General features: G+C 68.7%; 24 protein-coding genes. 10 read left to right on the forward strand and 14 right to left on the reverse strand.

What is annotated here, in order from left to right; genetic code table 11:
* Positions 1 to 127 precede the first annotated feature (127 nt).
* Positions 128 to 2,755, reverse strand: coding sequence for a valine--tRNA ligase (locus D0D37_RS38985; RefSeq protein WP_116205600.1), 2,628 nt, complete (start codon positions 2,753 to 2,755; stop codon positions 128 to 130).
* A 60-nt stretch (positions 2,756 to 2,815) separates the two neighbouring features.
* Between D0D37_RS38985 and D0D37_RS38990 the strand changes: the two genes are divergently transcribed.
* From D0D37_RS38990 to D0D37_RS39005, 4 genes are all read left to right on the forward strand, one after another.
* On the forward strand, positions 2,816 to 3,157 hold the full coding sequence (locus D0D37_RS38990) for a hypothetical protein (RefSeq protein ID WP_116205601.1): 342 nt from the start codon (positions 2,816 to 2,818) through the stop codon (positions 3,155 to 3,157).
* 109 nt (positions 3,158 to 3,266) lie between these two features.
* The gene (locus tag D0D37_RS38995; protein WP_116205602.1) at positions 3,267 to 3,713 is read left to right on the forward strand and encodes a MarR family winged helix-turn-helix transcriptional regulator; all 447 of its coding nucleotides are present in this window, start codon (positions 3,267 to 3,269) and stop codon (positions 3,711 to 3,713) included.
* Between the two features lie 71 nt (positions 3,714 to 3,784).
* The gene (locus D0D37_RS39000; protein ID WP_162834701.1) at positions 3,785 to 5,128 is read left to right on the forward strand and encodes an MFS transporter; all 1,344 of its coding nucleotides are present in this window, start codon (positions 3,785 to 3,787) and stop codon (positions 5,126 to 5,128) included.
* A gap of 46 nt (positions 5,129 to 5,174) precedes the next feature.
* On the forward strand, positions 5,175 to 7,487 hold the full coding sequence (locus D0D37_RS39005) for an FdhF/YdeP family oxidoreductase (RefSeq protein ID WP_116205603.1): 2,313 nt from the start codon (positions 5,175 to 5,177) through the stop codon (positions 7,485 to 7,487).
* 51 nt (positions 7,488 to 7,538) lie between these two features.
* On the opposite strand, the gene D0D37_RS39010 is transcribed toward D0D37_RS39005, so the two are convergent.
* The 3 genes from D0D37_RS39010 to D0D37_RS39020 are packed head-to-tail and all read right to left on the reverse strand — an operon-like array spanning position 7,539 to position 10,179.
* Positions 7,539 to 8,960 (reverse strand): LCP family protein, encoded by a 1,422-nt coding sequence (locus tag D0D37_RS39010; RefSeq protein WP_116205604.1) that lies wholly within the window; start codon positions 8,958 to 8,960, stop codon positions 7,539 to 7,541.
* Positions 8,961 to 9,016: 56 nt separating this feature from the next.
* Positions 9,017 to 9,760, reverse strand: coding sequence for an SDR family NAD(P)-dependent oxidoreductase (locus D0D37_RS39015; protein WP_116205605.1), 744 nt, complete (start codon positions 9,758 to 9,760; stop codon positions 9,017 to 9,019).
* Positions 9,757 to 10,179, reverse strand: coding sequence for a VOC family protein (locus tag D0D37_RS39020; RefSeq protein WP_116205606.1), 423 nt, complete (start codon positions 10,177 to 10,179; stop codon positions 9,757 to 9,759). The genes D0D37_RS39015 and D0D37_RS39020 overlap by 4 nt, the downstream gene beginning before the upstream one ends.
* 72 nt (positions 10,180 to 10,251) lie before the next feature.
* Here D0D37_RS39020 and D0D37_RS39025 point away from each other — a divergent pair, with 72 nt between their 5' ends.
* A complete protein-coding gene (locus tag D0D37_RS39025; protein ID WP_116205607.1) occupies positions 10,252 to 10,929 on the forward strand; it encodes a GntR family transcriptional regulator in 678 nt (225 codons plus the stop codon).
* Between the two features lie 43 nt (positions 10,930 to 10,972).
* A complete protein-coding gene (locus D0D37_RS39030) occupies positions 10,973 to 11,320 on the forward strand; it encodes a hypothetical protein (RefSeq protein ID WP_244223830.1) in 348 nt (115 codons plus the stop codon).
* Here D0D37_RS39030 and D0D37_RS39035 read toward each other — a convergent pair.
* From D0D37_RS39035 to D0D37_RS39045, 4 genes are all read right to left on the reverse strand, one after another.
* Complete coding sequence (locus D0D37_RS39035; RefSeq protein ID WP_116205608.1) at positions 11,304 to 12,548, reverse strand: MFS transporter; 1,245 nt, start codon at positions 12,546 to 12,548, stop codon at positions 11,304 to 11,306. The genes D0D37_RS39030 and D0D37_RS39035 overlap by 17 nt on opposite strands.
* Positions 12,545 to 13,087 (reverse strand): ArsR/SmtB family transcription factor, encoded by a 543-nt coding sequence (locus D0D37_RS39040; RefSeq protein WP_116205609.1) that lies wholly within the window; start codon positions 13,085 to 13,087, stop codon positions 12,545 to 12,547. The genes D0D37_RS39035 and D0D37_RS39040 overlap by 4 nt, the downstream gene beginning before the upstream one ends.
* Before the next feature lie 61 nt (positions 13,088 to 13,148).
* Positions 13,149 to 13,280, reverse strand: a complete 132-nt coding sequence (locus D0D37_RS48555) for an MFS transporter small subunit (RefSeq protein ID WP_279630354.1) — start codon at positions 13,278 to 13,280, stop codon at positions 13,149 to 13,151.
* Complete coding sequence (locus tag D0D37_RS39045) at positions 13,280 to 14,632, reverse strand: OFA family MFS transporter (protein WP_116205610.1); 1,353 nt, start codon at positions 14,630 to 14,632, stop codon at positions 13,280 to 13,282. Before D0D37_RS39045 ends, D0D37_RS48555 begins: the two co-directional genes overlap by 1 nt.
* Before the next feature lie 153 nt (positions 14,633 to 14,785).
* Between D0D37_RS39045 and fdhD the strand changes: the two genes are divergently transcribed.
* Entirely contained in the window at positions 14,786 to 15,610 is an 825-nt protein-coding gene (gene fdhD / locus D0D37_RS39050; protein WP_116205611.1) for a formate dehydrogenase accessory sulfurtransferase FdhD, read from the forward strand.
* Here fdhD and D0D37_RS39055 read toward each other — a convergent pair whose 3' ends face one another.
* Entirely contained in the window at positions 15,611 to 16,924 is a 1,314-nt protein-coding gene (locus D0D37_RS39055; protein ID WP_116205612.1) for a carotenoid oxygenase family protein, read from the reverse strand.
* Positions 16,925 to 16,988: 64 nt separating this feature from the next.
* Between D0D37_RS39055 and D0D37_RS39060 the strand changes: the two genes are divergently transcribed.
* The gene (locus tag D0D37_RS39060) at positions 16,989 to 17,639 is read left to right on the forward strand and encodes a TetR/AcrR family transcriptional regulator (RefSeq protein ID WP_116205613.1); all 651 of its coding nucleotides are present in this window, start codon (positions 16,989 to 16,991) and stop codon (positions 17,637 to 17,639) included.
* A gap of 48 nt (positions 17,640 to 17,687) precedes the next feature.
* The gene (locus tag D0D37_RS39065; protein WP_116205614.1) at positions 17,688 to 18,617 is read left to right on the forward strand and encodes an alpha/beta hydrolase; all 930 of its coding nucleotides are present in this window, start codon (positions 17,688 to 17,690) and stop codon (positions 18,615 to 18,617) included.
* 49 nt (positions 18,618 to 18,666) lie between these two features.
* Here the strand turns inward: D0D37_RS39065 and D0D37_RS39070 are convergent, their stop codons facing one another.
* From D0D37_RS39070 to tig, 5 genes are all read right to left on the reverse strand, one after another.
* The gene (locus tag D0D37_RS39070) at positions 18,667 to 19,065 is read right to left on the reverse strand and encodes a hypothetical protein (RefSeq protein ID WP_244223831.1); all 399 of its coding nucleotides are present in this window, start codon (positions 19,063 to 19,065) and stop codon (positions 18,667 to 18,669) included.
* Between the two features lie 70 nt (positions 19,066 to 19,135).
* Positions 19,136 to 20,431 carry an ATP-dependent Clp protease ATP-binding subunit ClpX gene (clpX, locus tag D0D37_RS39075; protein WP_037813853.1) on the reverse strand — a complete coding sequence of 432 codons (1,296 nt, stop codon included), beginning with the start codon at positions 20,429 to 20,431 and terminating at the stop codon, positions 19,136 to 19,138.
* 222 nt (positions 20,432 to 20,653) lie between these two features.
* Entirely contained in the window at positions 20,654 to 21,307 is a 654-nt protein-coding gene (locus D0D37_RS39080) for an ATP-dependent Clp protease proteolytic subunit (RefSeq protein WP_009081146.1), read from the reverse strand.
* Positions 21,308 to 21,332: 25 nt separating this feature from the next.
* On the reverse strand, positions 21,333 to 21,938 hold the full coding sequence (locus tag D0D37_RS39085) for a ClpP family protease (RefSeq protein ID WP_067595252.1): 606 nt from the start codon (positions 21,936 to 21,938) through the stop codon (positions 21,333 to 21,335).
* Between the two features lie 145 nt (positions 21,939 to 22,083).
* A complete protein-coding gene (gene tig, locus D0D37_RS39090) occupies positions 22,084 to 23,466 on the reverse strand; it encodes a trigger factor (RefSeq protein ID WP_116205616.1) in 1,383 nt (460 codons plus the stop codon).
* A 151-nt stretch (positions 23,467 to 23,617) separates the two neighbouring features.
* Between tig and D0D37_RS39095 the strand changes: the two genes are divergently transcribed.
* A complete protein-coding gene (locus D0D37_RS39095; protein WP_244223832.1) occupies positions 23,618 to 24,490 on the forward strand; it encodes a fructosamine kinase family protein in 873 nt (290 codons plus the stop codon).
* The last annotated feature ends 224 nt before the right edge of the window (positions 24,491 to 24,714 follow it).

Here is a 24,714-nt window from a genome sequence, read left to right on the forward strand (position 1 = left end):
GGGGTGCTTGTCAAGGCATCTTTCCCGCCTTGACAAGCACCCCCGCGCCGTAGTCACAATCAGCTTCGGGGTGCCCCGCCGCAACAACGGGCGCAATGTCGCCACCAGGCGACGAGCCGCCCCGCCCTCAGGAAGCAGGCAACGCAGCCAACCGAGCCTCAATCCGCCCAATATCAGCCACCGCAGTCTCCCGCCGCACCTTGATCTTCTCGATCACCTGCTCCGGCGCCTTGGCAATAAACGCCTCATTCCCCAACTTCCCCTCAGTCTGCGCCAATTCCTTCCGCGCAGCACCAAGATCCTTCTCCAACCGCTTCCGCTCAGCAGCAACGTCAATGGTCCCGGAAGTATCCAACTCCACAGTCACCACGCCACCAGCCAACGCCACTTCCAACGAAGCACTGACCGAGAACCCGTCCTCCGGCTCAGTAAGCCGAACCAGCGAGCGAATCGCGTCGGAGTGACCAGCCGGGAACGCCTCCCCAGCCAACCGGGCAGCAACCTTCTGCCCCGGCTTCAGCCCTTGATCAGCCCGGAACCGCCGAATCTCGGTAATCAGCTTCTGCACATCAGCAACCCGAGCGTCCGCGACCGGATCCGCATACCCCTCAACCGCCGTGGGCCAAGCCGCGATCACCAACGACTCGCCACCAGTCAAGGCAGTCCACAGCTTCTCGGTGACGAACGGAACGAACGGGTGCAGCAGCCGCAGCACCGTGTCCAGCACATGCCCAAGCACCTTCCGCGTAGCCTCAACCCGCGCGGAATCCCCTTGGTACAGCTGAACCTTGGCCAGCTCCAAATACCAGTCGCACAACTCGTTCCACGTGAACTGGTACAGCGCATTGGCGACCTTGGCGAACTGGAAGTCCTCGAACAACCCGTCCACTTCGGACACCAGGGCAGCGAGCCGCCCGAGAATCCACCGATCCGACTCCGTCAGCTCGCCGGCATCCGGCAGCGAGCCCTCGGCCGTAGCCCCGTTCATCATCGCGAACTTGCTGGCATTCCACAGCTTCGTGCAGAAGTTCCGCGACCCGGCGGCCCACTCGTCCGCCAGCGCCATGTCCGTACCCGGATTGGCCCCGCGAGCAAGAGTGAACCGAGTGGCGTCCGCCCCGTAAGCGTCCATCCACTCCAGCGGGTCGATGACGTTCCCCCGCGACTTGGACATCTTCTTGCCGTTGGCGTCCCGGATGAGCCCGTGCAGGTAAACATGGTCGAACGGCTGCCGCCCGTCCATCTGCTGCACGCCGAACATCATCATCCGGACAACCCAGAAGAAAAGAATGTCGTACCCGGTGGACAACACGCTGGTCGGATAGAACTTCGCCAGATCCGCGGTCTCGTCCGGCCAGCCCAGAGTCGACATCGGCCACAGCCCCGACGAGAACCACGTGTCGAGCACGTCCGGATCCTGCGTCCAACCTTCGCCGGACGGCGGCTGCTCGTCCGGCCCCACGCACACGACTTCGCCGTCCGGCCCGTACCAGACCGGGATCCGGTGCCCCCACCACAACTGTCGCGAAATCGTCCAGTCGTGCATGTTGTCGACCCAGTCGAAGTACCGCTTCTCCAGTTCGGCCGGGTGGATCTTGGTACGCCCGTCGCGCACCGCGTCGCCGGCCGCCTGGGCCAGCTCGGCGACCTTGACCCACCACTGCAGCGACAGCCGCGGCTCCACGACCGTGTCGCAGCGGGAGCAGTGCCCGACCGCGTGCACGTACGGCCGCTTCTCCGCGACGATCCGGCCCTGCTCGCGCAGCGCGGCGACCACCGCGGGGCGCGCCTCGAACCGGTCGAGGCCCTCGAACGGACCGGGCACGGTGACCTCGGCGCGCTCGTTCATCACGGTCAGCATCGGCAGGTCGTGGCGGCGGCCGATCTCGAAGTCGTTCGGGTCGTGCGCCGGGGTCACCTTGACCGCGCCGGTGCCGAACTCCGGGTCGACGTGCCGGTCCGCGACCACCGGGATCTTCCGGCCGGTCAGCGGCAGCTCGATCTCGGTGCCGACCAGGTGCGCGTAGCGCTCGTCGTCCGGGTGCACGGCCACGGCGGTGTCGCCCAGCATCGTCTCGGCGCGCGTGGTGGCCACGACGATCGAGGCGTCGCCGTCGCCGTAGCGGATCGACACGAGTTCGCCGTCGTCGTCGCTGTGGTCGACCTCGATGTCCGACAGCGCCGTCTGGCAGCGCGGGCACCAGTTGATGATCCGCTCGGCGCGGTAGATCAGGCCGGCGTCGTAGAAGTTCTTGAACACCGTCTGGACGGCCTTGGACAGGTTCTCGTCCATGGTGAAGCGCTCGCGGGACCAGTCGACCCCGTCGCCGAGCCGCTTCATCTGGCCGAGGATCTTGCCGCCGTACTCGGCCTTCCACTCCCAGACGCGCTCGACGAACTTCTCGCGGCCCAGGTCGTGGCGCGACAGGCCCTCGCCGGCCAGCTGGCGCTCGACGACGTTCTGCGTCGCGATGCCCGCGTGGTCCATGCCCGGCAGCCACAGCACCTCGTAGCCCTGCATCCGGCGGCGGCGGCTCATCGCGTCCATCAGGGTGTGGTTGAGCGCGTGGCCCATGTGCAGGCTGCCGGTCACGTTCGGCGGCGGCAGTACGATCGAGAACGGCGGCTTCTCCGACGAAGCGTCGGCCGTGAAGTACCCGGCCGCTACCCAGCGGTCGTACATCGGGGCTTCCTCGGCGGCCGGGTCCCAGGCACCCGGAAGGTCGGTTTTCTGCTGCGGAGCGTTCTCGGTCACAATGGACAAGTCTACGAACCCGCCGCGGCGGGGTTACGCAGGGGGAAAGGCGGTGCGCCGATGACTCGGCCGGAGGATCCGGACGACCGGATGGAAACCCATCCGGACCTCATGGACCCGGAGTGGCGCAAGCACGCCCAGCGGGACGCGTGGCTCGGCGCCAAGAAGGACATGAAGAAGCGGCGCAAGCGCGAACGCCGCAGCGCCCCCGCCCCGGCGTACGGCCGCGGCGGCGCGGCCCCGAGCCGGTGGCCGGGCGTGGCCGCGATCGTCGGCCTGGTGCTGCTGCTCGCGGCGGCGATCGTGGTGCACCAGGTTCAGCCGATCGGGGTGAACGACGAGAAGGTCGGGTACATCCTGGGGCTCGGCTCCTCCTCGGAGACCAGCAGCCAGCCGCTCTAGCCCGAAGTCCGTGAAGGGCTCCTTGAGGGAATCAGATTCCCTCAAGGAGCCCTTCACGGCTTTACGGCCAAGGATGCACAGCCTGGACTCAACAGGCTAGACTGTGCTTATGTCCGAGCACCCGTCCGTCCCGCCGCACGTAGCCGAGTCCGCCGGTTGGATCCGCGGCGTCGTCGGCCAGTTGCATCGCAGGTTGCGGCAGGTCGACAACGCCGAGATCCTCACGCCGACCCAGACCGCCGTGCTCAACCGGCTGCATCGGGAAGGTCCCGGGACCCAGGCGGAACTCGCCGCCGCGGAGCACGTCCGGCAGCAGTCCATGGCCGCGACGCTCGGCGTGCTCGACACGCTCGGCTACCTGAGCCGCACGCGCGATCCCGCCGACGGCAGGCGCGTCGTGATTTCGCTCTCCGATCTCGGCGCCAAGACCGTCATCGGGATCCGGCAGCACCGCGACGAATGGCTCGCCGCCGCACTGGCCGACGAATTGACCGACGACGAACTCGAAACGGTCCGGCGCGCGCTGCCCTTGCTGCAGCGGATCGCCCAGCGCTGACCCCTTAAACCTGAGGAGCCCCGACGAACACCGCGACCGCCCCCGCGAAATCCCGCTTCGGCGCGCGCCTGGTGACCCCGCTGGTCGCGAGCGCCGTGCTGAACCCGATCAACTCCACGCTAATCGCTGTCGCGCTCGTCCCGATCGGACAGGCCTTCGGCGCAGGACCGGGCCGCACGGCCTGGCTGATTTCCTCGTTGTACCTGGCCACCGCGGTCGGGCAACCGGTCGTCGGACTGCTCGTCGACCGCTATGGCGCGCGGCGCGTGCTGCTCGGCGGCGCGTCCGTGGTGATGGTGGCCGGGATCGCCGGGATGATCCCGATCTCGGTCGAATGGCTTACTGGCGTACGGGCGGTGCTCGGCATCGGAACCTGCGCCGGATTCCCGGCGGCGATGGCGGTGCTGCGGCGGCGCGCCGACGAGATCGGCGAAGGCGTGCCGGCGCGGGTGTTGTCGGTGCTGGCGATGTCCGCGCAGACGGTCATGGTGATCGGCCCGACGCTCGGCGGCGTGCTCATCGCGCTCTTCGGCTGGCCGGCGATCTTCGCGGTGAACCTGCCGCTGGCTGGCATTTCGCTGGTCCTGACGCTGCTGTGGGTGCCGAAGGACACTCCGACCGAGAAGCCGACCGAGCGGATCGACGTCGCCGGGATCGCGCTGTTTTCCGCCGCGCTGCTGGTTTTGCTGTGCTACCTGATGGCGCCCGGCATCGGCGATCTGTGGCTGCTGGCCGCGGCGATCGCGCTCGGCGCGCTGTTCGTTCGAGTGGAACTCCGCGCCCGGAAGCCGTTCATCGACCTGCGGATGCTCGCCGCGAACGGCCCGGTCCTGCGCACGTATTTGCGGCAGGCGCTGAGTTTCCTGGCGATCTACACGATTATGTTCGGCTACGTGCAGTGGCTCGAAGAGGCCCGCGGGTTCGCCGAATCCGCCGCCGGATTGCTGCTCCTGCCGATGTCCGGGGTCGCGGTGGGCGCGGCCGCGCTGTCCGGCCGGCCGACGGGCGTCCGGCTTCGGCTGCTGCTGGTCGGTCTCGCGCTTCTGGCTGGCTCGGTCGCGCTGCTGTTCGTGAACGACGGCACCGCGCTGATCTGGCTGCTCGTGCTCGCCGCGTTGTTCGGTCTGGCGCAAGGGCTCACCAGCGTCGCCAACCAGACGACGCTCTACCGCGAGACGCCAGCCGAGACGATGGGCACCGCGAGCGGGCTCTTCCGGACCGCGCAATACCTCGGCGCGATAGTCGCGGCCACGGTCATCGCCCAGTGCTATGGCGGGCACGCCGACTCCGGCGGACTGCACCGGCTGGCCGTCGTGCTCATCGTGACCAGCGGGTTGCTGCTGATCGTGACCGCCGCGGACCGCGCTCTGCTGCGGGCCGAGCGCCGCGAACGGAACCGGCAGGCGGCGATGTGACGACCCCCGCCTTGGGTTCGCGGGCGCCAAGGCGGACGATGTTCGCATGACTCGCGAAGCTCCGACTGGTGACGTGGACGAAGCCCGCCTTGAGGTAGGCAAGCCGAAAGGCTGGGCGGCCGGAATCCCGGGAGTCGCGGTTTCGCTCGCGCGCGGGGTGGAGCAGATGGGTCCGGTCCGCACCGCGCGCACGCTGCGGCTGCTGAACCAGCGGGACGGCTTCGACTGCCCGGGTTGCGCGTGGCCCGAGCCGAGGCAGGTCGACGGCGAGAAGCGGAAGTTCGCGGAGTTCTGCGAGAACGGCGCGAAGGCGGTCGCCGAGGAGGCGACGAAACGACGCGTCGGCCGTGAGTTCTTCGCCGCGAACCCGGTGTCGGAGCTGAACGAGCGCACTGACTACTGGCTGGGCCAGCAGGGCCGGCTCACCGAGCCGATGGTGCTGCGCGAGGGCGCCTCGCACTACGAGCCGATCTCCTGGGACGACGCGTTCGGCCTGATCGCCGACGAACTCCGCGCCCTGCCGAGCCCGGACGAGGCGATCTTCTACACCTCCGGCCGCACCAGCAACGAGGCCGCGTTCGTGTACCAGCTGCTGGTGCGCGCGTACGGCACGAACAACCTGCCGGACTGCTCGAACATGTGCCACGAATCGTCCGGCGCGGCGCTGTCGGCGACCACCGGCATCGGCAAGGGATCGGTGTCGCTGGCCGACATCCACCAGGCCGACCTGATCGTGGTCGTCGGGCAGAACCCGGGCACGAACCACCCGCGGATGCTGTCCGCGCTGGAGCAGGCGAAGGGCAACGGCGCGAAGGTCGTCGCGGTCAACCCGCTGCCCGAGGCCGGGCTGATGCGGTTCAAGAACCCGCAGAACGTGCGCGGCGTCGTCGGCAAGGGCACGCCGCTGGCCGACGAGTTCGCGCAGATCCGGCTCGGCGGCGACCTGGCGCTGTTCCAGGCGGTCGGGCATCTGCTGCTGCAGTGGGAGGACGCCGCGCCGGGGTCCATTGTGGACCGCGAGTTCGTGGAGAAGTCCACGCACGGCTTCGAGGACTGGGCCAAGCAGCTGCGCGAGATCGACTGGCCGGAGACCGAGAAGGCGACCGGCCTGCCCCGCGAGCAGATCGAGCACATCGCGCGGATGATCGCGACGTCCGAGCGCACGATCTACTGCTGGGCGATGGGGCTGACCCAGCACAAGCACGCGGTGCCGACGATCGCCGAGGTCGTGAACCTGGCGCTGGTGCGCGGGATGATCGGCAAGCCGGGCGCGGGCCTGTGCCCGGTGCGCGGCCACTCGAACGTGCAAGGCGACCGCACCATGGGCGTGTGGGAGAAGATGCCCGAGCCGTTCATGGACGCGCTCGACCGCGAGTTCGGCATCACCGTGCCGCGCGACCACGGCTGGGACACCGTCGACTCGATCCGCGCGATGCTCGACGGCCGAGGCAAGGTGTTCTTCGCGATGGGCGGCAACTTCGCCTCCGCCACCCCGGATTCGGACCGGACCGCGGACGCGCTGCGGTCGTGCTCGCTGACCGTGCACGTCTCGACGAAACTCAACCGTTCGCACGTCGTCCCCGGCCGCACCGCGCTGATCCTGCCGACGCTCGGCCGCACCGAACGCGACGAGCAGGAATCCGGACGGCAGTTCGTGACCGTCGAGGACTCGATGTCGCAGGTACACGCCTCGCGCGGCCGGCTGGCTCCGGCGAGCGAGGAACTGCTGTCCGAGGTCGCCATCGTGTGCCGCTTGGCGGAGCGGCTGCTCGGCGCGGACCACTCGGTGCCGTGGCGGTCGTTCGAGAAGAACTACGACCTGATCCGCGACCGCATCGCCGCCGTGGTGCCCGGATGCCACGACTACAACCAGCGCGTCCGTGAACCGGACGGTTTCGTGCTGCCGCACGCGCCGCGCGACTCGCGGGAATTCACCGGCACGGCGACCGGCAAGGGCACGTTCACGGTGTCGGAGCTGGAGTATCCGGAGATTCCGGAGGGGCGGTTGCTGCTGCAGACGCTGCGCAGCCACGACCAGTACAACACGACGATTTACGGGCTGTCGGACCGGTATCGCGGGATTGAGGACGGGCGCCGGGTCGTGTTCGTGCACCCGGACGACCTGGCCGCGCTGGGGGTTGCGGACGGGGAGATCGTGGATCTGGTCTCGGAATGGCGGGACGGGGACCGGCGGGCACCCAGCTTCCGGGCGGTGGCTTATCCGACGGCTCGGAGGTGTGCGGCGGCGTATTTCCCGGAGGCTAATGCGTTGGTGCCGTTGGATTCTGTTGCGGAGAAGTCGAATACGCCGGTGTCGAAGGCCGTGGTGATTCGGTTGGAGCCGCACAACCACGCGTGATCAGCTCGTGAGTGGCGGTCCCGGTTCTAACCGTGACCGCCACTCACGACCTCAGTCGATGCAGTTGTCCCCGTCCGAAGTCACGGGCTGCGGCTGGTCGGACTTCACCGGCACCCCGACCGAAGACCCGCCGTCCGACACCCCCGGTCCCGAGTAGACCTTCCCCAGCACCACCTGGATATGCCCCGCCGGAACGTCCGCCGATTCCTTAATGGACAGTCCGCCCAGCTCCTTCGCCACCTCCGCGCCTTCGGCGGCGAGCGCGGCCGGGTAGCGCACGATCGACGTCCGCTGCGACGGCGCGTTTCCCTCCGCGGTCGCGGCGAATCCCTTGCCCTTCAGCACATCCGCGACCCGCGCCGCGAGGCCCGAGGCCCCACCGGCGTTGGAAATCTCCACCGACGCCTTCGGCGCACCAGGCGGCGCGGCGGGCGGCGCCGCGCCGATCAGTCCGGCCGCAAACGCTTTCACCTGCGCCGGATCCACCTGCACCGCGGTCGCCGTGGGATGGGATTTGTCGTACCGGTAGTCCGGGTTCACCACGGGGACCGTCGTGAACTGGATGCCGCCGCCGGACACTCCGCGCATCTTGCTGACGAAGTCCAGGATGTTCCACGACTGGTCCAGCACCACCGACCGCTTCACCGCGTCGATGAGATCGCTCAGCTTGCCCGGATCGGCGAGCGTCCCGGCCGAGAGCACCTGGTGCGCCATCGCGGCGAGGAACACCTGCTGCCGCCGCATCCGGCCGAAGTCGGTGCCGGGCAGATTGTCGCGCTGCCGCACGAAAGCGAGCGCGGCGCCGCCGGAGAGCCGCTGTTTGCCCGCCGGGAAGTCCGCGCCCGAGTTCTCGTCCTTGGTGGCCTTCTTCAGGCACACTTCGACCCCGCCGACGGCCTTGCTGATCTCGGAAAAGCTCAGCAGGTTGACCTCGGCGTAGTGGTCGATGGTGACCCCGGTGAGATCCTCGACCGCCTGCCGCGTCGACTTGCGCGCCGCGGTCATCGAGTCCTGCTCGATCTTGTCCTTGTCGGTTTCCCCGGCCGCACGCAGTTTCGACGACTCGGCCGCCTTGCCCCGGCCGAACGCGGCGTTGATCTTGCCTTTCCCGCCGGGCATGGAGACGTACGAGTCGCGCGGGATGGAGAACGCTTTGACCTCCTGCTGCCCGTCCGGGATCCGCAGCACGATCAACGTGTCGGTGAGGTCGTCGCCGTTCGCGCCCGCGCGCAGTTCGTCCAGCGTGCTCTGCGGCAGCATCTGCCCGTCCGGGCCCTTGCGCGAGTCCCGGCCGACCAACAGGATGTCCAGCGCCCCGTCGGCGTGCTTCTGGCCTTCGTCCACCGATCCGCCGCCGATGACGTCGCTGCGCGTGATGTCGTCGAGCGCCGACAGCGTCGAGAACCCGTAGGCCGTGCCGGCGAACACCACCATCGACAGCGTGCCGGCGATAACTTTCCCTGCGATCCGCACGCCCCTCTGGACGTCCGGCGGCCCCGATTTGCTGCATTCGTGACACAGCTCACAACTCAGCGCAGGTGCGACGCGCCGTTCATGTCCAAGATCGAGCCGGACGCCCAGGGCGTCTCCGACGAGGCCAGGAACACCACCGCTTCGGCGATCTCCTCCGGTTCGGCGACCCGGCCGAACGGGCTCTGCTCCCGCACCTCGTCGGTGACCCGGTCGGCGACGCGCTCGGTCGCGGTGAAACCCGGAGCCACCGAGGTGACCGAAATGCCGTGCGGGGCCAGCTGCACCGCCAGCGATTGGCCGAACGAGTGCAGCGCTGCCTTGCTCGCGCCGTACGCAAGGTATTCAGGTTCGCCGCGGAACGCCCCGCGCGACCCGATGTTCACGATCCGGCCGGGCACGCCGCGCGCGATGAGATGGCGGGCGACGTGGAAGGACACGTTGGCCGCGCCGAGAAGGTTGACGTCCAGCGTGCGCCGCCACGCCTCCTGCCAGTCCGCATAGGACATTTCGCCGATCGGCGTGCGAGTGGCCGGAGTGGTCCCGACCGCGGCGTTGTTGACCAGCACGTCGACGCCGCCGAGCTGTTCCTCGGCCACGTCGGCGATCCACTGCGCGGCATCCGGGTTGCCGAGATCGCCGGACACGAGGACGTGTCCGGAACCGGGCAGCGCCTCGAGCGTCTTGCGCGCGGCATCCCGGTTGGATCCACAGTGGACAGCGACCCGGTCGCCCCTGGTGGCGAAGGCGACGGCGATGGCGCGGCCGATCCCGCGCGAGGCTCCGGTGACGAGGACGTTCATTTCGCGAACAACTGCGTCTCGTCGCGGAAAGCCTTGAACTCCAGCGCGTTCCCGGCCGGGTCGTGCAGGAACATCGTCCACTGCTCCCCCGGCTCTCCGGCGAACCGCTGGTACGGCTCGATCACGAACTCGGTGTTCGCGGCGCGCAGCCGTCCGGCCAGCTCGTGGAAGCTGTCGACGTCGAGAACCAGCCCGAAATGCGGCACCGGCACGTCGTGCCCGTCGACCGGATTGCGGCCCGCTTCCGCGCGAGCGCCCGGGACCACGTGCGTGACGACCTGGTGGCCGCGGAAGTTCCAGTCGACCCACGCGTCCGCCGAGCGCCCCTCCGCCAGCCCGAGCACGCCGCCGTAGAACTCGCGCGCCTTCGGCAGGTCGTCGACCGGTATGGCCAGGTGGAAGGCAGGACGGACGGCCATGAGGCACTCCTTCGGCGCGGGGATCGGTCTCTTCACGTTGACTGGCCGATGTCTGAATGTCAACATTAGGACGTGGAAGTCACCCCCCTGAGGAAGGCGGCGCGCCGCGGGCTCGCCGACGAGGCCGCCGACCGGGTGCGCGAAGCGATCTTCGCCGGCCATTTCCGGCCCGGCGCGCCCCTGCGCGAGGTCGAATTGGCCGCGTCATTGGAGATCAGCCGCGGTTCAGTGCGCGAGGGCATCGCCCAGCTCGCCCGAGAAGGCCTGGTCCGCTGCGGCTGGCATCGGCCGACCACGGTGGTCGAGGTGACCGCCGCGGACGTCGAAGAGGTCTACTCGGTCCGCGCCGCCCTCGACCGACTCGCCGCGGTCACCGCACGCACCACTGCGACCGCCGAGGATCTCGACGAACTGGACGCGCTAGTTGCGGAGTTGGCGACGGCCGTCCGCACGAATGCGGACGGCCCGCGACTGCTGGCGCTGGACATCGCATTCCACGACCGCGTTTACGCGGCGGCGGCCAACGGACGTCTCACCGAGGCGTGGGAAGCCGTGCGATCGCAGGTGTTCCTGTTCCAGCTGCAGCGGATTTCGCTGGGACAAGAGCATTACCGGGCCCGGGTGGTCGCCGAGCACCGGGAACTGGCGGAGTTGATTCGCGCCGGAGACCGGGGACGGTTGGCCCGGGTGGCCGAACACCACGTGGAGTCCGCGCGGGACAGCCTGCTCGGCCGCATCCGAACCGAGTAGTTCCACGCATCCGCCGCGCTTCCCGACCTGCCAGGATCCTTGCGTGGACCCGGACCCGAGCGAACCGACCCAAGCACGCCTCGCGCTCACCGGCGCAATGCACGGCGCGGGCGCGTTCCTGGTCAGCGCTTTGGTGCTCTGCGGGCTCGCGGTCGGAGTGACGGCTGGCTCGAAAGAGCTGAGCTTGCCGGTCGTGCTCAGAGTCATCCTGCTCGCCTCCTTCGCGCAGTGGGGGCTTTTCGCACTGCCGGTCGCGGCCGGAATCGGCGCGCTGGTCGCTTCGCTGGGCCAGCCGAAACGACCAGCGCGCCGCGTGTGGCTCACGGTTTGCCCGCTCACCTTGGTGTTCCCGATCCTCTTCGCCGCCGTGGCTTTTATGCGACTGGGATAGCCTCTTTCGCCCGGGCGAGCGCCTCGTCGATCCGCTTGTTGCTAGTCATGCTCATCGTCACCACGGTCATCGACACCAGCACTACGGAAGCCGCCACGTACGGCACCCGCACTCCGGCCGTCGCGGCGAGCCAGCCGCCCAGTACGGCGCCCGCTGGTGCGGCCGAGGCTGAGACCAGGCGCGACGCCGCGGCGACCCGGCCCATCAACCGCGCCGGGACCACGACCTGTCGCAGCGAACCGCCGAGCACCATGGTCGTCGCCATCGCGCAGCCGCACAGTGCGAACATCGCCCCGGCGAGCCACGGACTCTGGGCCAGGCCGAACACCAGCACTGCACCACCCTCGACCACTGCGGTCACGGTGAGCGCGGTCCCGGTCCCGAGCCATTTCTCCAGCGGTCCGGCGAGCACCATCGCGCCCACCAACCCCCCGACGGCTTCCACGGCGAGCAGGAAACCGTATCCGGCGGAGTGCAAACCCAGCGCGTCCTTCGCGAAAACCACCAGCACCGCCCCGAAGGCGCCGAACGCCAGGTTGCCGACCGCGGGCCGCAGAGCGAGGCCGAGCAGCAGCCGATCCTTGACGACGTAACCGAACCCCTCTTTCGCGTCCGCCCACACCGAGCGCCCCGGCGCACGCTCCGGCACCAGCGCGGGCGGCAGCGTCCGGATCAGCACCGCACTGGCCACATAGGTCACCGCGTTCACCGCGAACGGCAGCGTTCTTCCCACCGCGAAAAGGAAACTCCCGATCGGCGGTCCGGTGAACTGCCCGGCGGCGGTGGACGCCCCGCGCAGGTAACCGTTGGCCCGGCGGAGCAAAGTCTGGTCCCGCTCGAGCAAATCCGGCAGGTACGCCTGCGCGGCGGTGTCGAAGAACAGCGTGCCGGTGCCGAGCAGGAACGCCACTGCGAGCAGGACCGGAATGCTGAGCCAGCCGAACGCGCCCGCGGCCACCGTGAGCAGCAGCAACACTGCCCGCGCCAGGTCCGCGATCCACATTGTCCGCCGCCGGTCCCAGCGGTCGACCAGGGCGCCGGCGAACAACCCGGCCACCGGATACGGCGCGAGCACCGCCGCCGTCACCAGGCTGACCACCAGCGGATCGCTGTCCAGCAGCAGTGCCAGCAGCGGCAACGCAGCGGAATACGCGCCGTCGCCGAGAGAACTGACCGTCGCGGCTGTCCACAAGCGACTGAACGCGGGCGGCATCTTCGGTTTGGTCATCTGGCCGCACCCGGCCCCGGACGGAAGAACGCGACCGCGACCGTGGCGGCTGCCTCGTCGGCGTCGCGTGCGTCCCGAAGGTCGTCGAGGAGTTCGGCCAACCGGCGCTCGAACTCCTCGAACTGCGTCTCGCTGATCCGCGTGTGCTGCATCCGGACGAACCGGTGCGAGTCCTCGGGCGCGGTCGACAGGTCGTTGATCGCGTGCTGCATCAGCACATCCCGCTGTCCGGCCGCGGGTTCGGGCAGCTCGATGCTCTTGCCGACGTGCGCGTAGTAGCGCTCCAGCACGCCGCGCACCTTCCGCGTGCGCACGACGTGCACGAGCCCGGCCCGCTCCAGCACCCGCATGTGGTAGCTGGAACTGCCTTTGGCGATGTCCAGCTGCTCGGCGACCTGTGTGATCGTCGCGGGTCCGTCGCGCAGCACCGCGAGCACGCGGTGCCGCACGACGTTGCTCACCGCGCGCAGCTGATCGGTCGTCTTCACCTGGACAGATTCTTGGGGCGGGACGTAGCCCGCCTGGTCGTCCCCAGTCATGGGGACAATGGTCAACGACTCTTGACCATTTGTCCAGTGCTTATTTCCCGCGGCATGCGGCTCAGCCGCCGAACAGCACGACCACCTTCCGGACCAGCTCGACCACGCCGTAGGCGAACGGGGCGAGCACCCACAGCCAGGCGATCGCCAGCAGGACGGTCCGGCCGTTGGAACGGCCCTCGGCACTGGTCATCAGGCTTCACTCCCCACCGCGGTCTGACCGGTCGGCTCGTGGAACTTCTCCTTCACCGGTCGCACGCATTCGTTCGCGACGAACCCGACCACCAGCAGGCCGATCATGATCCAGAACGACAGCTGGTAGAGGTCCGGCCCGGTCTTGCCCGCGGCCTTCTGGCTGTCCGCGATCCCGTCCACGATCAGCGGCCCGAGCACGCCCGCCGCGGACCACGCGGTCAGCAGCCTGCCGTGGATCGCACCGACCTGGTAGGTGCCGAACAGGTCCTTGAGGTACGCCGGGAGCGTCGAGAATCCGCCGCCGTAGAAGGAGAGGATCAGCATCGCGCACAGCACGAAGACGAGCTTCGACCCGTTCGTGGTCAACGCGATCACGAGGTACAGCAACGCGCCGACGCCGAGGTAGAACCGGTAGATGTTCTTGCGCCCCACCAGATCCGAGGCGGACGACCAGACGAACCGGCCCAGCATGTTGGTCAGCGAGAGCAGCGCGACGAACCCGGCGGCGGACGCGGTGCCGACCGGGGCCGAGGTGCCCTTGAAGAAGTCGGTGATCATCGGCGCGGCCTTCTCCAGGATGCCGATGCCCGCGGTCACGTTGAGGCACAAGACAATCCAGAGACACCAGAACTGCGGCGTCTTCAAGGCGTTCGCCGCCGAGACGTTCGCCGTGGAGATCATCGGTTTCGCCGCGGCCTGCTTGACCGCGCCCGCCGGACGCCAGTCGTCGGCCGGAACCCGGACGATCAGCACGCCCATCGTCATGAACACCGCGTACACGATCCCGTGGATCAGGAACGCCGTCGCGATGTCGCCGGTCGTGGGCGAGGCGCCGAGCATCGCCGACGACCACGGCGACGCGATCAGCGCGCCGCCGCCGAAGCCCATGATCGCGATCCCGGTCGCCATCCCCGGCCGGTCCGGGAACCACTTGATCAGCGTCGACACCGGTGAGATGTAGCCGATGCCGAGACCGATGCCCCCGACGCCGCCGTAACCGGCCACCACGAGCCAGAACTGTCCGGTCGCGACGCCGAGCGCGGCGAGCAGGAACCCGGCGGAGAAACAGATCGTGGCGACGGTCATGGCCCAGCGCGGGCCGTTCTTCTCGACGAGGGTGCCGCCGAACGCGGCGGACAGGCCCAGCATCACGATGCCGAGCTGGAACGGCAGCCCGGATTGCGTGCCGGACAGTCCCAGGGTCTTCTCCAGCGGCGTCTTGAAGACGCTCCACGCGTAGGCTTGGCCGATCGACAGGTGGATGGACAGCGCAGCCGGCGGCACGAGCCAGCGGGTCCAGCCAGGCGGTGCGACGATGCGGGAACGGGCAAGGAAGCCGGGGACAGCCATCGGCGGTCTCCTCCCAACAGTGACGAGGTGCTGGGAATGGTTTACCAGATCCTCGGCGTTGCGCCGGATGACTGTCGAATGACTTGAGAATGTCTTGTCGATGACACCAAGAATCGACGCCGAAGACGACAACCGGGACGAGTGGAGCAGGCGATGGGCAGAGTGACGGTACGGCGGCCGGTACGGCGGATCTCCGCGACCGGCGAACGGCGCCGGCCGGACTCGCTGGCCGCCGAGGAGCCGTTGGAGCTGCGGGTCGGCGGCAAGGCGCTGGCAGTGACAATGCGCACGCCCGGCCACGACGTCGAACTCGCGCACGGCTTCCTGCTGTCCGAAGGCGTGCTCGGGTCGCGTGAGGACGTCGCCGTGGCGCGCTACTGCGACGGGGTCGACGACCAAGGCCGCAATACCTACAACGTGCTCGACATCGCACTTGCCGAAGGAGTCGCCCCGCCGGACACCGGCGTCGAGCGGAACTTCTACACCACCTCGTCGTGCGGCGTCTGCGGCAAGGCCGCGCTCGACGCGGTGAAGCTGCGCAGCCGGTTCTCCCCCGGCGCGTCCGAGTTCACCGTGAAGACCGACGTCCTCACCCAGATGCCGGATCGGTTGCGGGAACAGCAAAAGGTGTTCTCGTCCACCGGCGGCCTGCACGCCGCCGGACTGTTCACTTCGGACGGCCAGCTCGTCGTGGTCCGCGAGGACGTCGGACGGCACAACGCGGTGGACAAGGTGCTCGGCTGGGCCCTGCAGGCGGGCCGGATCCCCGCCCCGGACCTGGGGCTGCTGGTCTCCGGCCGCGCCTCGTTCGAGCTGGTGCAGAAGGCCGCGATGGCCGGCATCGGACTGCTCGCCGCGGTGTCCGCGCCGTCGTCGCTCGCGGTCGAACTGGCCGAGGAGAACGGCATGACGCTCATCGGTTTCCTGCGCGGCGACAGCATGAATCTCTACACCGGAGACCAGCGGCTGCTCACCTGATCACGCTTCGGCGGGCACCCAGTTGCCGTGGAAGCCGTGCGGGACCCGGTCCGGCAGGTGCACCGCGGCAACGGTTTCGAGGGTGCCCGCGTCGAGCAGGACGAGGTCGCTGCGCGCCTCGGCCGCGTCGTAGACGTAGCCCATCAGCACGCCCTCGTCTTCGCCCGCGTCCGCACTGGACGGAACGAACACGAACTCGCCCGGTTCGCGGCCGGGACCGAACCGGTGCGCGTCCGCGGAACCCTTGCGCAGGTCGTGTTTGTACACCGCGCCGACGCTGCGAGACCGGTCGTCGAGCGCCGTCGTGTAGCCGTACCGGTGCGGCAAGCCGACCAAACGCTCGTCCACCCGCGGGAACTCCTGGCCGTGCTCGTCGATCCGTTCCTCGACGACCTTGCCGAGCGTGAGGTCGACGGTCCAGCGGTCGAGCGTCGGCTCGCCTTCGGCCGGGCCGTGCAGCGCGCGGTCGAACATCTTCGGGTGCCGGACGACGTCGAGCACGATCCGGTCGTCCTCGTCATAGGCGTTGAGCGGGTGGAAGACGTAGCACTGGCCGACGTCGAACCAGCGGACGTCGCTGTTGTCCCCCTCGCGCGGCATCACGCCGACGCGCGCCGGGTAGTCCGGATTCCACCGGTACGGCAAGGAACTCACGCCGCGGCCGGTGCGCGCGGTCAGCGGATCGGGGACGTCGACCGGCACCGGGGCCTGGTCCGGATCGAAGGTGACGGGCAGGTCGTAGAACACGACATACCGTTCGGTGAGCGAGAAGTCGTGCATCATCGGCGCTCCGGTGACTTCGACGTCGACCGTGCGGCGCGCCCGGCCGTCGGTGCCGACCACCGAGTACTGCACCTTGTTCCCCAGCCCGAATTGGTAGGAGACGGCGTGCAGCTCACCGGTCCGCGGATCGCGTTTCGGGTGCGCGGTGTACCCGGAGAGGGTGCCGTCGAAGTCGCAGACGCCCAGGGTGTCCAGCTCTTCGCTGAGTTCCCATTGCGGCATCCCGCCCTCGACTAGCGCGATCGTGCGCCCGGCGTGCCCGATGACGTTGGTGTTGGCACCGCTCTCGTCGGTGCCGACCCGGCGGCTGCGGTACCACTCGGCCCGGCCGTCGCGCAGCCGCACGCCGTGCACCATGCCTCGGCCGATGAACCAGTGGTGAGTTTCCGGATCCGGGTCGGTCGGGTTCGGCCCGTTGCGCAGGTAGCGGCCGTCGAGATAGTCGGGCAACTGCCCGGTCACCGTCAGCCGGGTGCTCGTGTATTCGCGCTCGACCGGCGCGAAGTTGCCTTCGAGGAAGAGATTTCCCATCACGCGCTCCGTCCATAACGTGGTTATGTCACCGGTATAACAGGGTTATGGGATACTGGCAAGCATGAGCGAGCGGACTCGGGGCGAACACGCGCGGACGGAACTGGTCGAGGCGGCGATCCGGCTGCTGGCCGACGGCGGCGCGGAAGCGCTGCAGGCCCGCAAGCTGGCGGCCGAGATCGGCGCGTCCACGATGGCCGTCTACACCCACTTCGGCGGAATGGCCGCTCTCACCGAAGCCGTTGCGCGAGAAGGGTTTCGGCGGCTGATCGCGAACATGGCGACGGTCGGGCAGAGCGACGATCCGGTGGCCGATCTGTACGGCCTCGCGCTGGCCTACCGCCGCACCGCGGTGGAGCACCCGGAGCTGTTCACGCTGATGTTCCGAGAAGCGGGCGCGCGCGGACAGGCAGTCGGCGACTTGATGAAGGACAACCCGGAGAGCGAGGCCGCTGCGTCGTTCCGCGGCATGGTCGCGGCCGTCGCGCGCACGATCGAGACCGGACGGCTCAAGGGCGATCCGCTGTCCGTCGCCTCACAGATCTGGAGCGCGATCCACGGCTATGTCACCCTCGAACTGCTGGGCCACTTCGGCCGGGGCGACCGAGGGGTGGCCGAGGTGCTCTCGCCACTCTGCGTGACGCTCGTCGTCGGGCTCGGAGACAGCCCTGCCGCCGCCCGGGCGTCCGTGGGTCTGGTCACAACGACCGTGTGAAGATCTTCTGAAGGCAACGTTTTGTCCCTTCGCCACGTCTTACGCTATATGGGTGAGGGGGATTGGGTGAGCGAGGAGACTGAGGGCCGAAGGCGGGTGAGCCGCCGGTCCATGCTGATCGCGGGCGCCTCGGGCCTCGGCATCGCCGGGCTCGCGGTGGGGAGCGCGACCGGCGTGGTGCCGTTCAACCAAGCGATGCAGCGGGCACTCGGCGTCACGTCGTCGACGCCGGTCACGCAGCTGGGCAGCATGCGGGTGGAACGCGTCTACTCGCACGCCCGCGGCCGCGAAGTGGATCTCGTTTTCCTGCTGCCGAGCAAAAAGCCGCCGGCCGGTCTGCCGATGTCGCTGATGCTGCACGGCCTGCACGGGTCCGCGCGCTCCGCGTCGCCGAGCGGCCTGCTGAAACAACTGGGCAGCGACGTCGCGCGCAAGGCCGTCCCGGCGTACGGCTTCGTCGCGGTCGACGGCGGCGACAACTACTGGCACCAGGTCCACCCCGGCGACGACCCGATGGCGATGCTGCTGGAAGAAGTCCCGCAGTGGCTGCGCGCCCGCGGCTTCGGCGGCACGGACGGCCTGCCGTTCGCGTGCGCCGGAGTCTCGATGGGCGGCTTCGGAGCACTGCTCTACGCCCGCCGCCGAGCCGAACGCCGCCAACCGCCCGCCGCGGTCGCCGCGGTCGCCCCGGCGCTGATCACGTCGTGGCCGGAGATGGCGAAACGCCGCATTTTCACCGGGCTGACCGACTGGACGTCGTTGGATCCGCTGCGCCACCAGTCGGCGCTGCAGGGCATCCCGACGGCGGTTTACTGCGGTACGGAGGATCCGTTCATCACGGGCGTGCGGCGGTATATCGCGGAGACGCACCCGGCCATTGGGTATACGGCGCACGGGAAGCACAGCGACACGTTCTTCCGCACTACGGTGCCCAGCATGGTGGGGTTCTTGGGGAAGCATTTGCGGCAGAAGGTGTGAGCCTTCCGGTCTCGTGAGTGTTCACCACGGTTCTAACCGGGATCAACGCTCACGAGACCCAGCGGGCCACGACGGACATCACCCAGAACCCGACCATCGCCGCGAGCGCCATGAGCAGCGACCAGCGCAGCTGCTGCGCCCGGGTCTCCGAACCCCGCAGGCGGCGCAGGAACAGCCACGACACCGCGAACAGCGGGACCGGCAGCAGCAGCAGCGCCGACAGCCGGGTGCCGACCGCGACCAGGCACACCAGCGTGAACAGCGCCAGCATGATCTCGGACGCGCGGAGCAGCCACGGGCACCGCGTCAGCACGGACGCGGCGACCCGTTCGCTCAGCTCCACGAGGCCGACGACCGGCGCTGCGGAAGGCTCGGTCTCGGCGGGTACCGCTTCGCCGGGGTCGGCAGTCTCGTCCCCCCGGGGTGCGGTCAGCGGCACGGTTGTCATCCTGTCCATTATCGCGCCTGCCGCCGACACCCGGACAGCCGACTCCTGCTAACGCCCGGCGAACGCCGGGTCAGGCCGACTTTTCGCCGCGCTCGCTGCGGGTGCGGCGGGACGGCTGGCGAGCCACGATCGTGGGATTGACGTTCTCCCGCACGGTCTGCTCGGTGATCACGACCTTCGCCACGTCCTCGCGGCTCGGGATGTCGTACATCACCGGCTGGAGGACTTCCTCCATGATCGCGCGCAGGCCGCGAGCCCCGGTGCCGCGCAGCACAGCCTGGTCCGCGATCGCCTCGAGCGCGGTCTTGGTGAACTCCAGCTCGACGTTGTCCATCTCGAAGAGCTTCTTGTACTGCTTCACCAGTGCGTTGCGCGGCTGCGTGAGGATCGAGACGAGCGATTCCTTGTCCAGGTGGTTCACCGTCGCCACGACCGGGAGCCGGCCGATGAACTCCGGGATCAACCCGAACTTGATCAGGTCCTCCGGCATGGTGTCGGAGAACACGTCGCTGCCCTCGATCTCGGCCTTCGTGCGGATCTCCGCGCCGAAGCCGAGGCCGCGCTTGCCGACCCGCTCGTTGATGATCTTTTCCAGCCCGGCGAACGCGCCCGCGACGATGAACAGCACGTTCGTGGTGTCGATCTGGATGAACTCCTGGTGCGGGTGCTTGCGCCCGCCCTGCGGCGGCACCGACGCGGTGGTGCCCTCGAGGATCTTCAGCAGCGCCTGCTGCACGCCCTCGCCGGACACGTCGCGGGTGATCGACGGGTTCTCGCTCTTGCGGGCGATCTTGTCGACCTCGTCGATGTAGATGATGCCGGTCTCGGCGCGCTTGACGTCGTAGTCCGCCGCCTGGATCAGCTTCAGCAGGATGTTCTCGACGTCCTCGCCGACGTAGCCCGCCTCGGTGAGCGCGGTGGCGTCGGCGATCGCGAACGGGACGTTCAGCAGCTTCGCCAGCGTCTGCGCGAGATAGGTCTTGCCGCAGCCGGTGGGGCCGAGCATCAGGATGTTGGACTTCGCCAGCTCGACCGGCTCGTCCTTGGAGTCCTTCGGGCCGGACTTGTCGTCGGCCTGGATCCGCTTGTAGTGGTTGTACACCGCGACCGCGAGCGTCTTCTTCGCGTCGTCCTGGCCGATGATGTACTGCTCGAGGAACTCGTGGATGTCGGCGGGCTTCGGGAGCTCGTCGAGCTTCACGTCGCCGGCTTCGGCCAGCTCCTCTTCGATGATCTCGTTGCAGAGGTCGATGCACTCATCGCAGATGTAGACCCCTGGCCCGGCAATGAGCTTCTTCACCTGCTTCTGGCTCTTGCCGCAGAAAGAACACTTCAGCAGGTCGCCGCCGTCACCGATCCGTGCCATGGTCGTTGACCTCGTCCCCTCCGGTGCGCGGGCGCACCTGCACAACTGGATGGCGGCCCCGGGACTGCCAGTCGTTCCCGGAACCAACACGCATTGCCACCGACGGTACCCGCCCGAAGGCACGGGCGGGAACACCCGACCCCCATAGGGCACGTCGACGACCGACAGTAGACCAGCGGACCGGTGCGCGTCGCGGATTCGCCGCGCACCGGCCCGTCGCGGTCAGTTCGCCGAGGCCTTCCGGTACGGAAGCACCTCGTCGATCAGGCCGTAGGCCTTGGCCTCTTCGGCGGTGAGGATCTTGTCCCGCTCGATGTCGGCCTTGATCTCGTCCGGTTCCTTGTTCGTGTGCTTCGCCAGGATGACCTCCATCTGGCGGCGCACGCGCTGGATCTCGTTGGCCTGGATCTCCAGGTCCGAGACCTGCCCGTAGGTGCCCTCGGTGGCCGGCTGGTGGATCAGCACGCGCGCGTTCGGCAGCGCCATGCGCTTGCCCGGCGTGCCCGCCGCCAGCAGCACCGCGGCGGCCGAGGCGGCCTGGCCGAGGCACACGGTCGAGATGTCCGGGCGGATGTACTGCATGGTGTCGTAGATCGCCATCAGCGACGTGAACGACCCGCCCGGGGAGTTGATGTAGATGCTGATGTCGCGGTCCGGGTCCTCGTGCTCGAGGTGCAGCAGCTGGGCCATCACGTCGTTGGCCGACGCGTCGTCCACCTGCACGCCCAGGAAGATCGTCCGCTCCTCGTACAGCTTGTTGTACGGGTTGGACTCCTTCACGCCGTAGCTGGTGCGCTCGACGTAGGACGGGAGGATGTACCGCGACTGGGGAGTCTGCGGGGCCCGGAAGTCACCCGGGAGGCGGAAGTTGCTCATGATGCTCTCCTGTGCGCTTGCGGGCTCAGTTGCTCGAGGTCAGGCCGCTGTCGCGGGTCAGCACGTGGTCGACGAAGCCGTAGTCCTTCGCCTCCTGCGCGGTGAACCAGCGGTCGCGGTCGCCGTCCTTGATGATCTGCTCGGTGGTCTGGCCGGTCTGCTCGGCGGTGATCTTCGCCAGCTCCTGCTTCCACTTGTTGAACAGGTCCGCCTGGATCGCGATGTCGGAGGCGGTGCCGCCGACGCCCGCGGACGGCTGGTGCATCAGGATGCGAGCGTGCGGGAGCGCGTAGCGCTTGCCGGGGGTGCCCGACGAGAGCAGGAACTGCCCCATCGAGGCCGCCATGCCCATCGCGTAGGTCGCGACGTCCGGCTTGATCAGCTGCATGGTGTCGTAGATCGCGAACCCGGCGGTCACGGAGCCGCCCGGCGAGTTGATGTAGAACCGGATGTCCGATTCGGAGTCGTCCGCGTCGAGCAGCAGGAGCTGCGCGGTGAGCCGGTTGGCGACCTCGTCGTTGACCTCGGAGCCGAGAACGACGATGCGCTCCTGGAGCAACCGCTCGAACACCGAGTCGGTGAGGTTGAGCCCCGCGGTGCCGGTCCGCCCCTCGGGCATGTGCTGCTTCACGTCTGCCTGCCTTTTCACCGGCGACGGGGCCGCCTGTGAGAGCCGCGCCGCCGCTGTCGTGTTCAGATGCTTGAGATCTTGCAACCGACCCTAACGAACTTGGGCGGTGCAGAATGCCTGACACCGCCCAAGTTCGCTTACAGCTTTACTCCGCGGGGGTCGCCGCCGCTTCTTCGGTGACCTGGGTCTCCTCGGCGGGGGCTTCTTCGTCCGCGCCGAACAGCTCAGTGAGGTCGACCTCGGCCCCGGACTCGTCCTTCACCGTGGTGCCGCGCACGACCGAGGCGAGCGCCTTGCCGCGGCGGACGTCGGCGTAGATCGCGGTCAGCTGGCCGGACTGCTGGGCCCGCTGCACGTACTCGTCCGGGCTGACGCCGAAGCGCTGCGCCTGGTAGATGATCCGCTCGGTGAGCTCGCCGTCGTTGACCGACGTCTTCTCCTTGTCGGCGATGGTGTCCAGCAGCAGCTGCGTGCGGACGGCCTTCTCCGACTCTTCCTTGACCTCGGCGTCGAACTCGTCGAGGGTGCGGCCTTCGGCCTCGAGCGCCTTGGCGAACTGCGCCTCGTCGTGGTCGAACGGGTGGATCGCGTCGTGCTTGCGGTTCTCGATCTCGGCCTCGAGGACCTTCTCCGGCAGCGGCACCTCGGTGCGCTCCAGGAGGATCTCGAGGACCTTGTCGCGCGCCTGGACGCCCTGCTGCATCGTCTTGACGCGGCCGAGCCGGGTGCGCAGGTCCTCGCGCAGCTCGTCGATCGTGTCGAACTCGCTCGCCAGCTGGGCGAACTCGTCGTCGGCCTCGGGCAGCTCGCGCTCCTTGACCGACTGCACGGTGACGGTGACCTCGGCGTCCTGGCCGGCGAACTCGCCCGCGACCAGCTTGGTGGTGAACACCTTGGTCTCGCCGGCGCTCGCGCCGACGATGGCCTCGTCGATGCCGTCCACGAGCTGGCCGGAGCCGATCTCGTAGGACAGGCCGGTGGTGGAGGCCTCTTCGACGGCCGTGCCGTCGACGCTGGCCGAAAGGTCGATCGACACGAAGTCGCCGGTCTGGGCCGCGCGCTCGACGCCGGTCAGGGTGCCGAAGCGGGCGCGCAGCTCGTCGAGCTGCTCGGCGACCTCTTCGTCGGTGGTCTCGACGTCGTCGACGCTGATCTCGAGGCCGGCGAGGTCGGGCAGCTCGATCTCCGGCCGCACGTCGACCTCGGCGCTGAACTCCAGCACCTCGCGGTCCTCGAGCTTGGTCACCTCGAACTCGGGCTGGCCGAGCGTCCGGACCTCGCCCGCGCGGACGGCCTCGATGTACTTGGCCGGAATGGCCTCGTTGACGACCTCGTCGAGCACCGGCGCGCGGCCGATCCGGCTTTCCAGGACGCGAGCGGGGACCTTGCCGGGACGGAAACCGGGGACCCGCACCTGCTGGGCGATCTTCCGGTACGCGGCGTCGAAGTTCGGCTTGAGCTCGTCGAACGGCACCTCGACATTGATCTTCACTCGCGTCGGGCTGAGCTGCTCGACGGTGCTCTTCAAGGTCTTCTCCTCGAGCGGTAAACGATGGGGGCGGACAGTCCCTCGGGACCGCCCCGGTCACCTGCTGACCGGGATATCCGAGTCTAGGCCAGAGGGTTGACAAGTCCGGCTGCGGGGCACCTGCCGCATCCGCGCCGATCAGCACGCGCCGGTGCGCGGCCGTAACGTCGAGGACGTGGTTTCCGGGCAGCAGAGCGAAGGTCCGGCCGCGGCGGCGGCGCGGCTCACCGGGTTCGAGGCAGCCGCACAAGCCCCCTCGGGCACCCTCAGCGAGGTCGTATTGACCGACGGCCACCAACGTTTCGACGCAGTGGTGAAGCGCGGCCACGCCCCAGCCGCGACCCGGACCGAGGCCGCCGGGCTGCGCTGGCTGGCCGCGGCAGACGCAGTGCGGATCCCCCGGGTCCACGGCGCGGACGACACATGGCTGGTGCTGGACCGGGTGACCGAAACCACTCCATCCCACGCGGAAGACTTTGGCCGCAACCTCGCCCGCCTGCACTCGACCGGAGCCCCAGCATTCGGCGCCCCTCCCCCGGACGGCCTGACGGACGCGTGGATCGGAACCGCTCCGATGCGCAACTCGCCGGGCGAGTCGTGGCCCGAGTGGTACGCGGAGCACCGAGTCCTTCCCTACGTCCGAATGGCAGCCGACATTCTCGACACTGCGGTATTCGAGCGAGCCTGCGCACGGATCCCGTCTGTAGCTGGCCCAGCAGAGCCTCCCGCCCGCCTGCACGGGGATTTGTGGAGCGGAAATGTCCTGTGGGACGCCGACGGAGCGGTGCTGATCGACCCAGCCGCGCACGGCGGACACCGGGAGACGGACCTCGCGATGCTGCACCTGTTCGGCTGCCCGCACCTGGAACGGATCATGGCCGCCTACAACGAGGCCGCACCGCTGGCGGACGGCTACCGGGAACGAATCGCGCTGCACCAGCTTTTCCCGCTCCTGGTGCACACAGTCCTGTTCGGACAGTCCTACGCCGGACAAGCAACCGCAGCCGCGCGATCCCTGGGCTGACCCCTCGGCGTTGCGCTTTCCGTGAGGGGAACCTTCACGGACTCAGAGTCCCTCAGGGTTCCCCTCACGACCCGCCACCGTCCGTGAGGGGCCCCTTCACGGACATAGATAGGGCTTTGTTAGGAGTTGTTGATCTTGTGATGTGATCGTGGTGTGGATCTTGGTGCGGTGGCGGCGCTGAATGGGGAGTTGGAGCGGTTCGTGGCGGAGGTGCTGGCTCCGGG

Origin of the sequence: Amycolatopsis circi (genome assembly GCF_003385235.1) — a bacterium.
Lineage (GTDB): Bacteria > Actinomycetota > Actinomycetes > Mycobacteriales > Pseudonocardiaceae > Amycolatopsis > Amycolatopsis circi.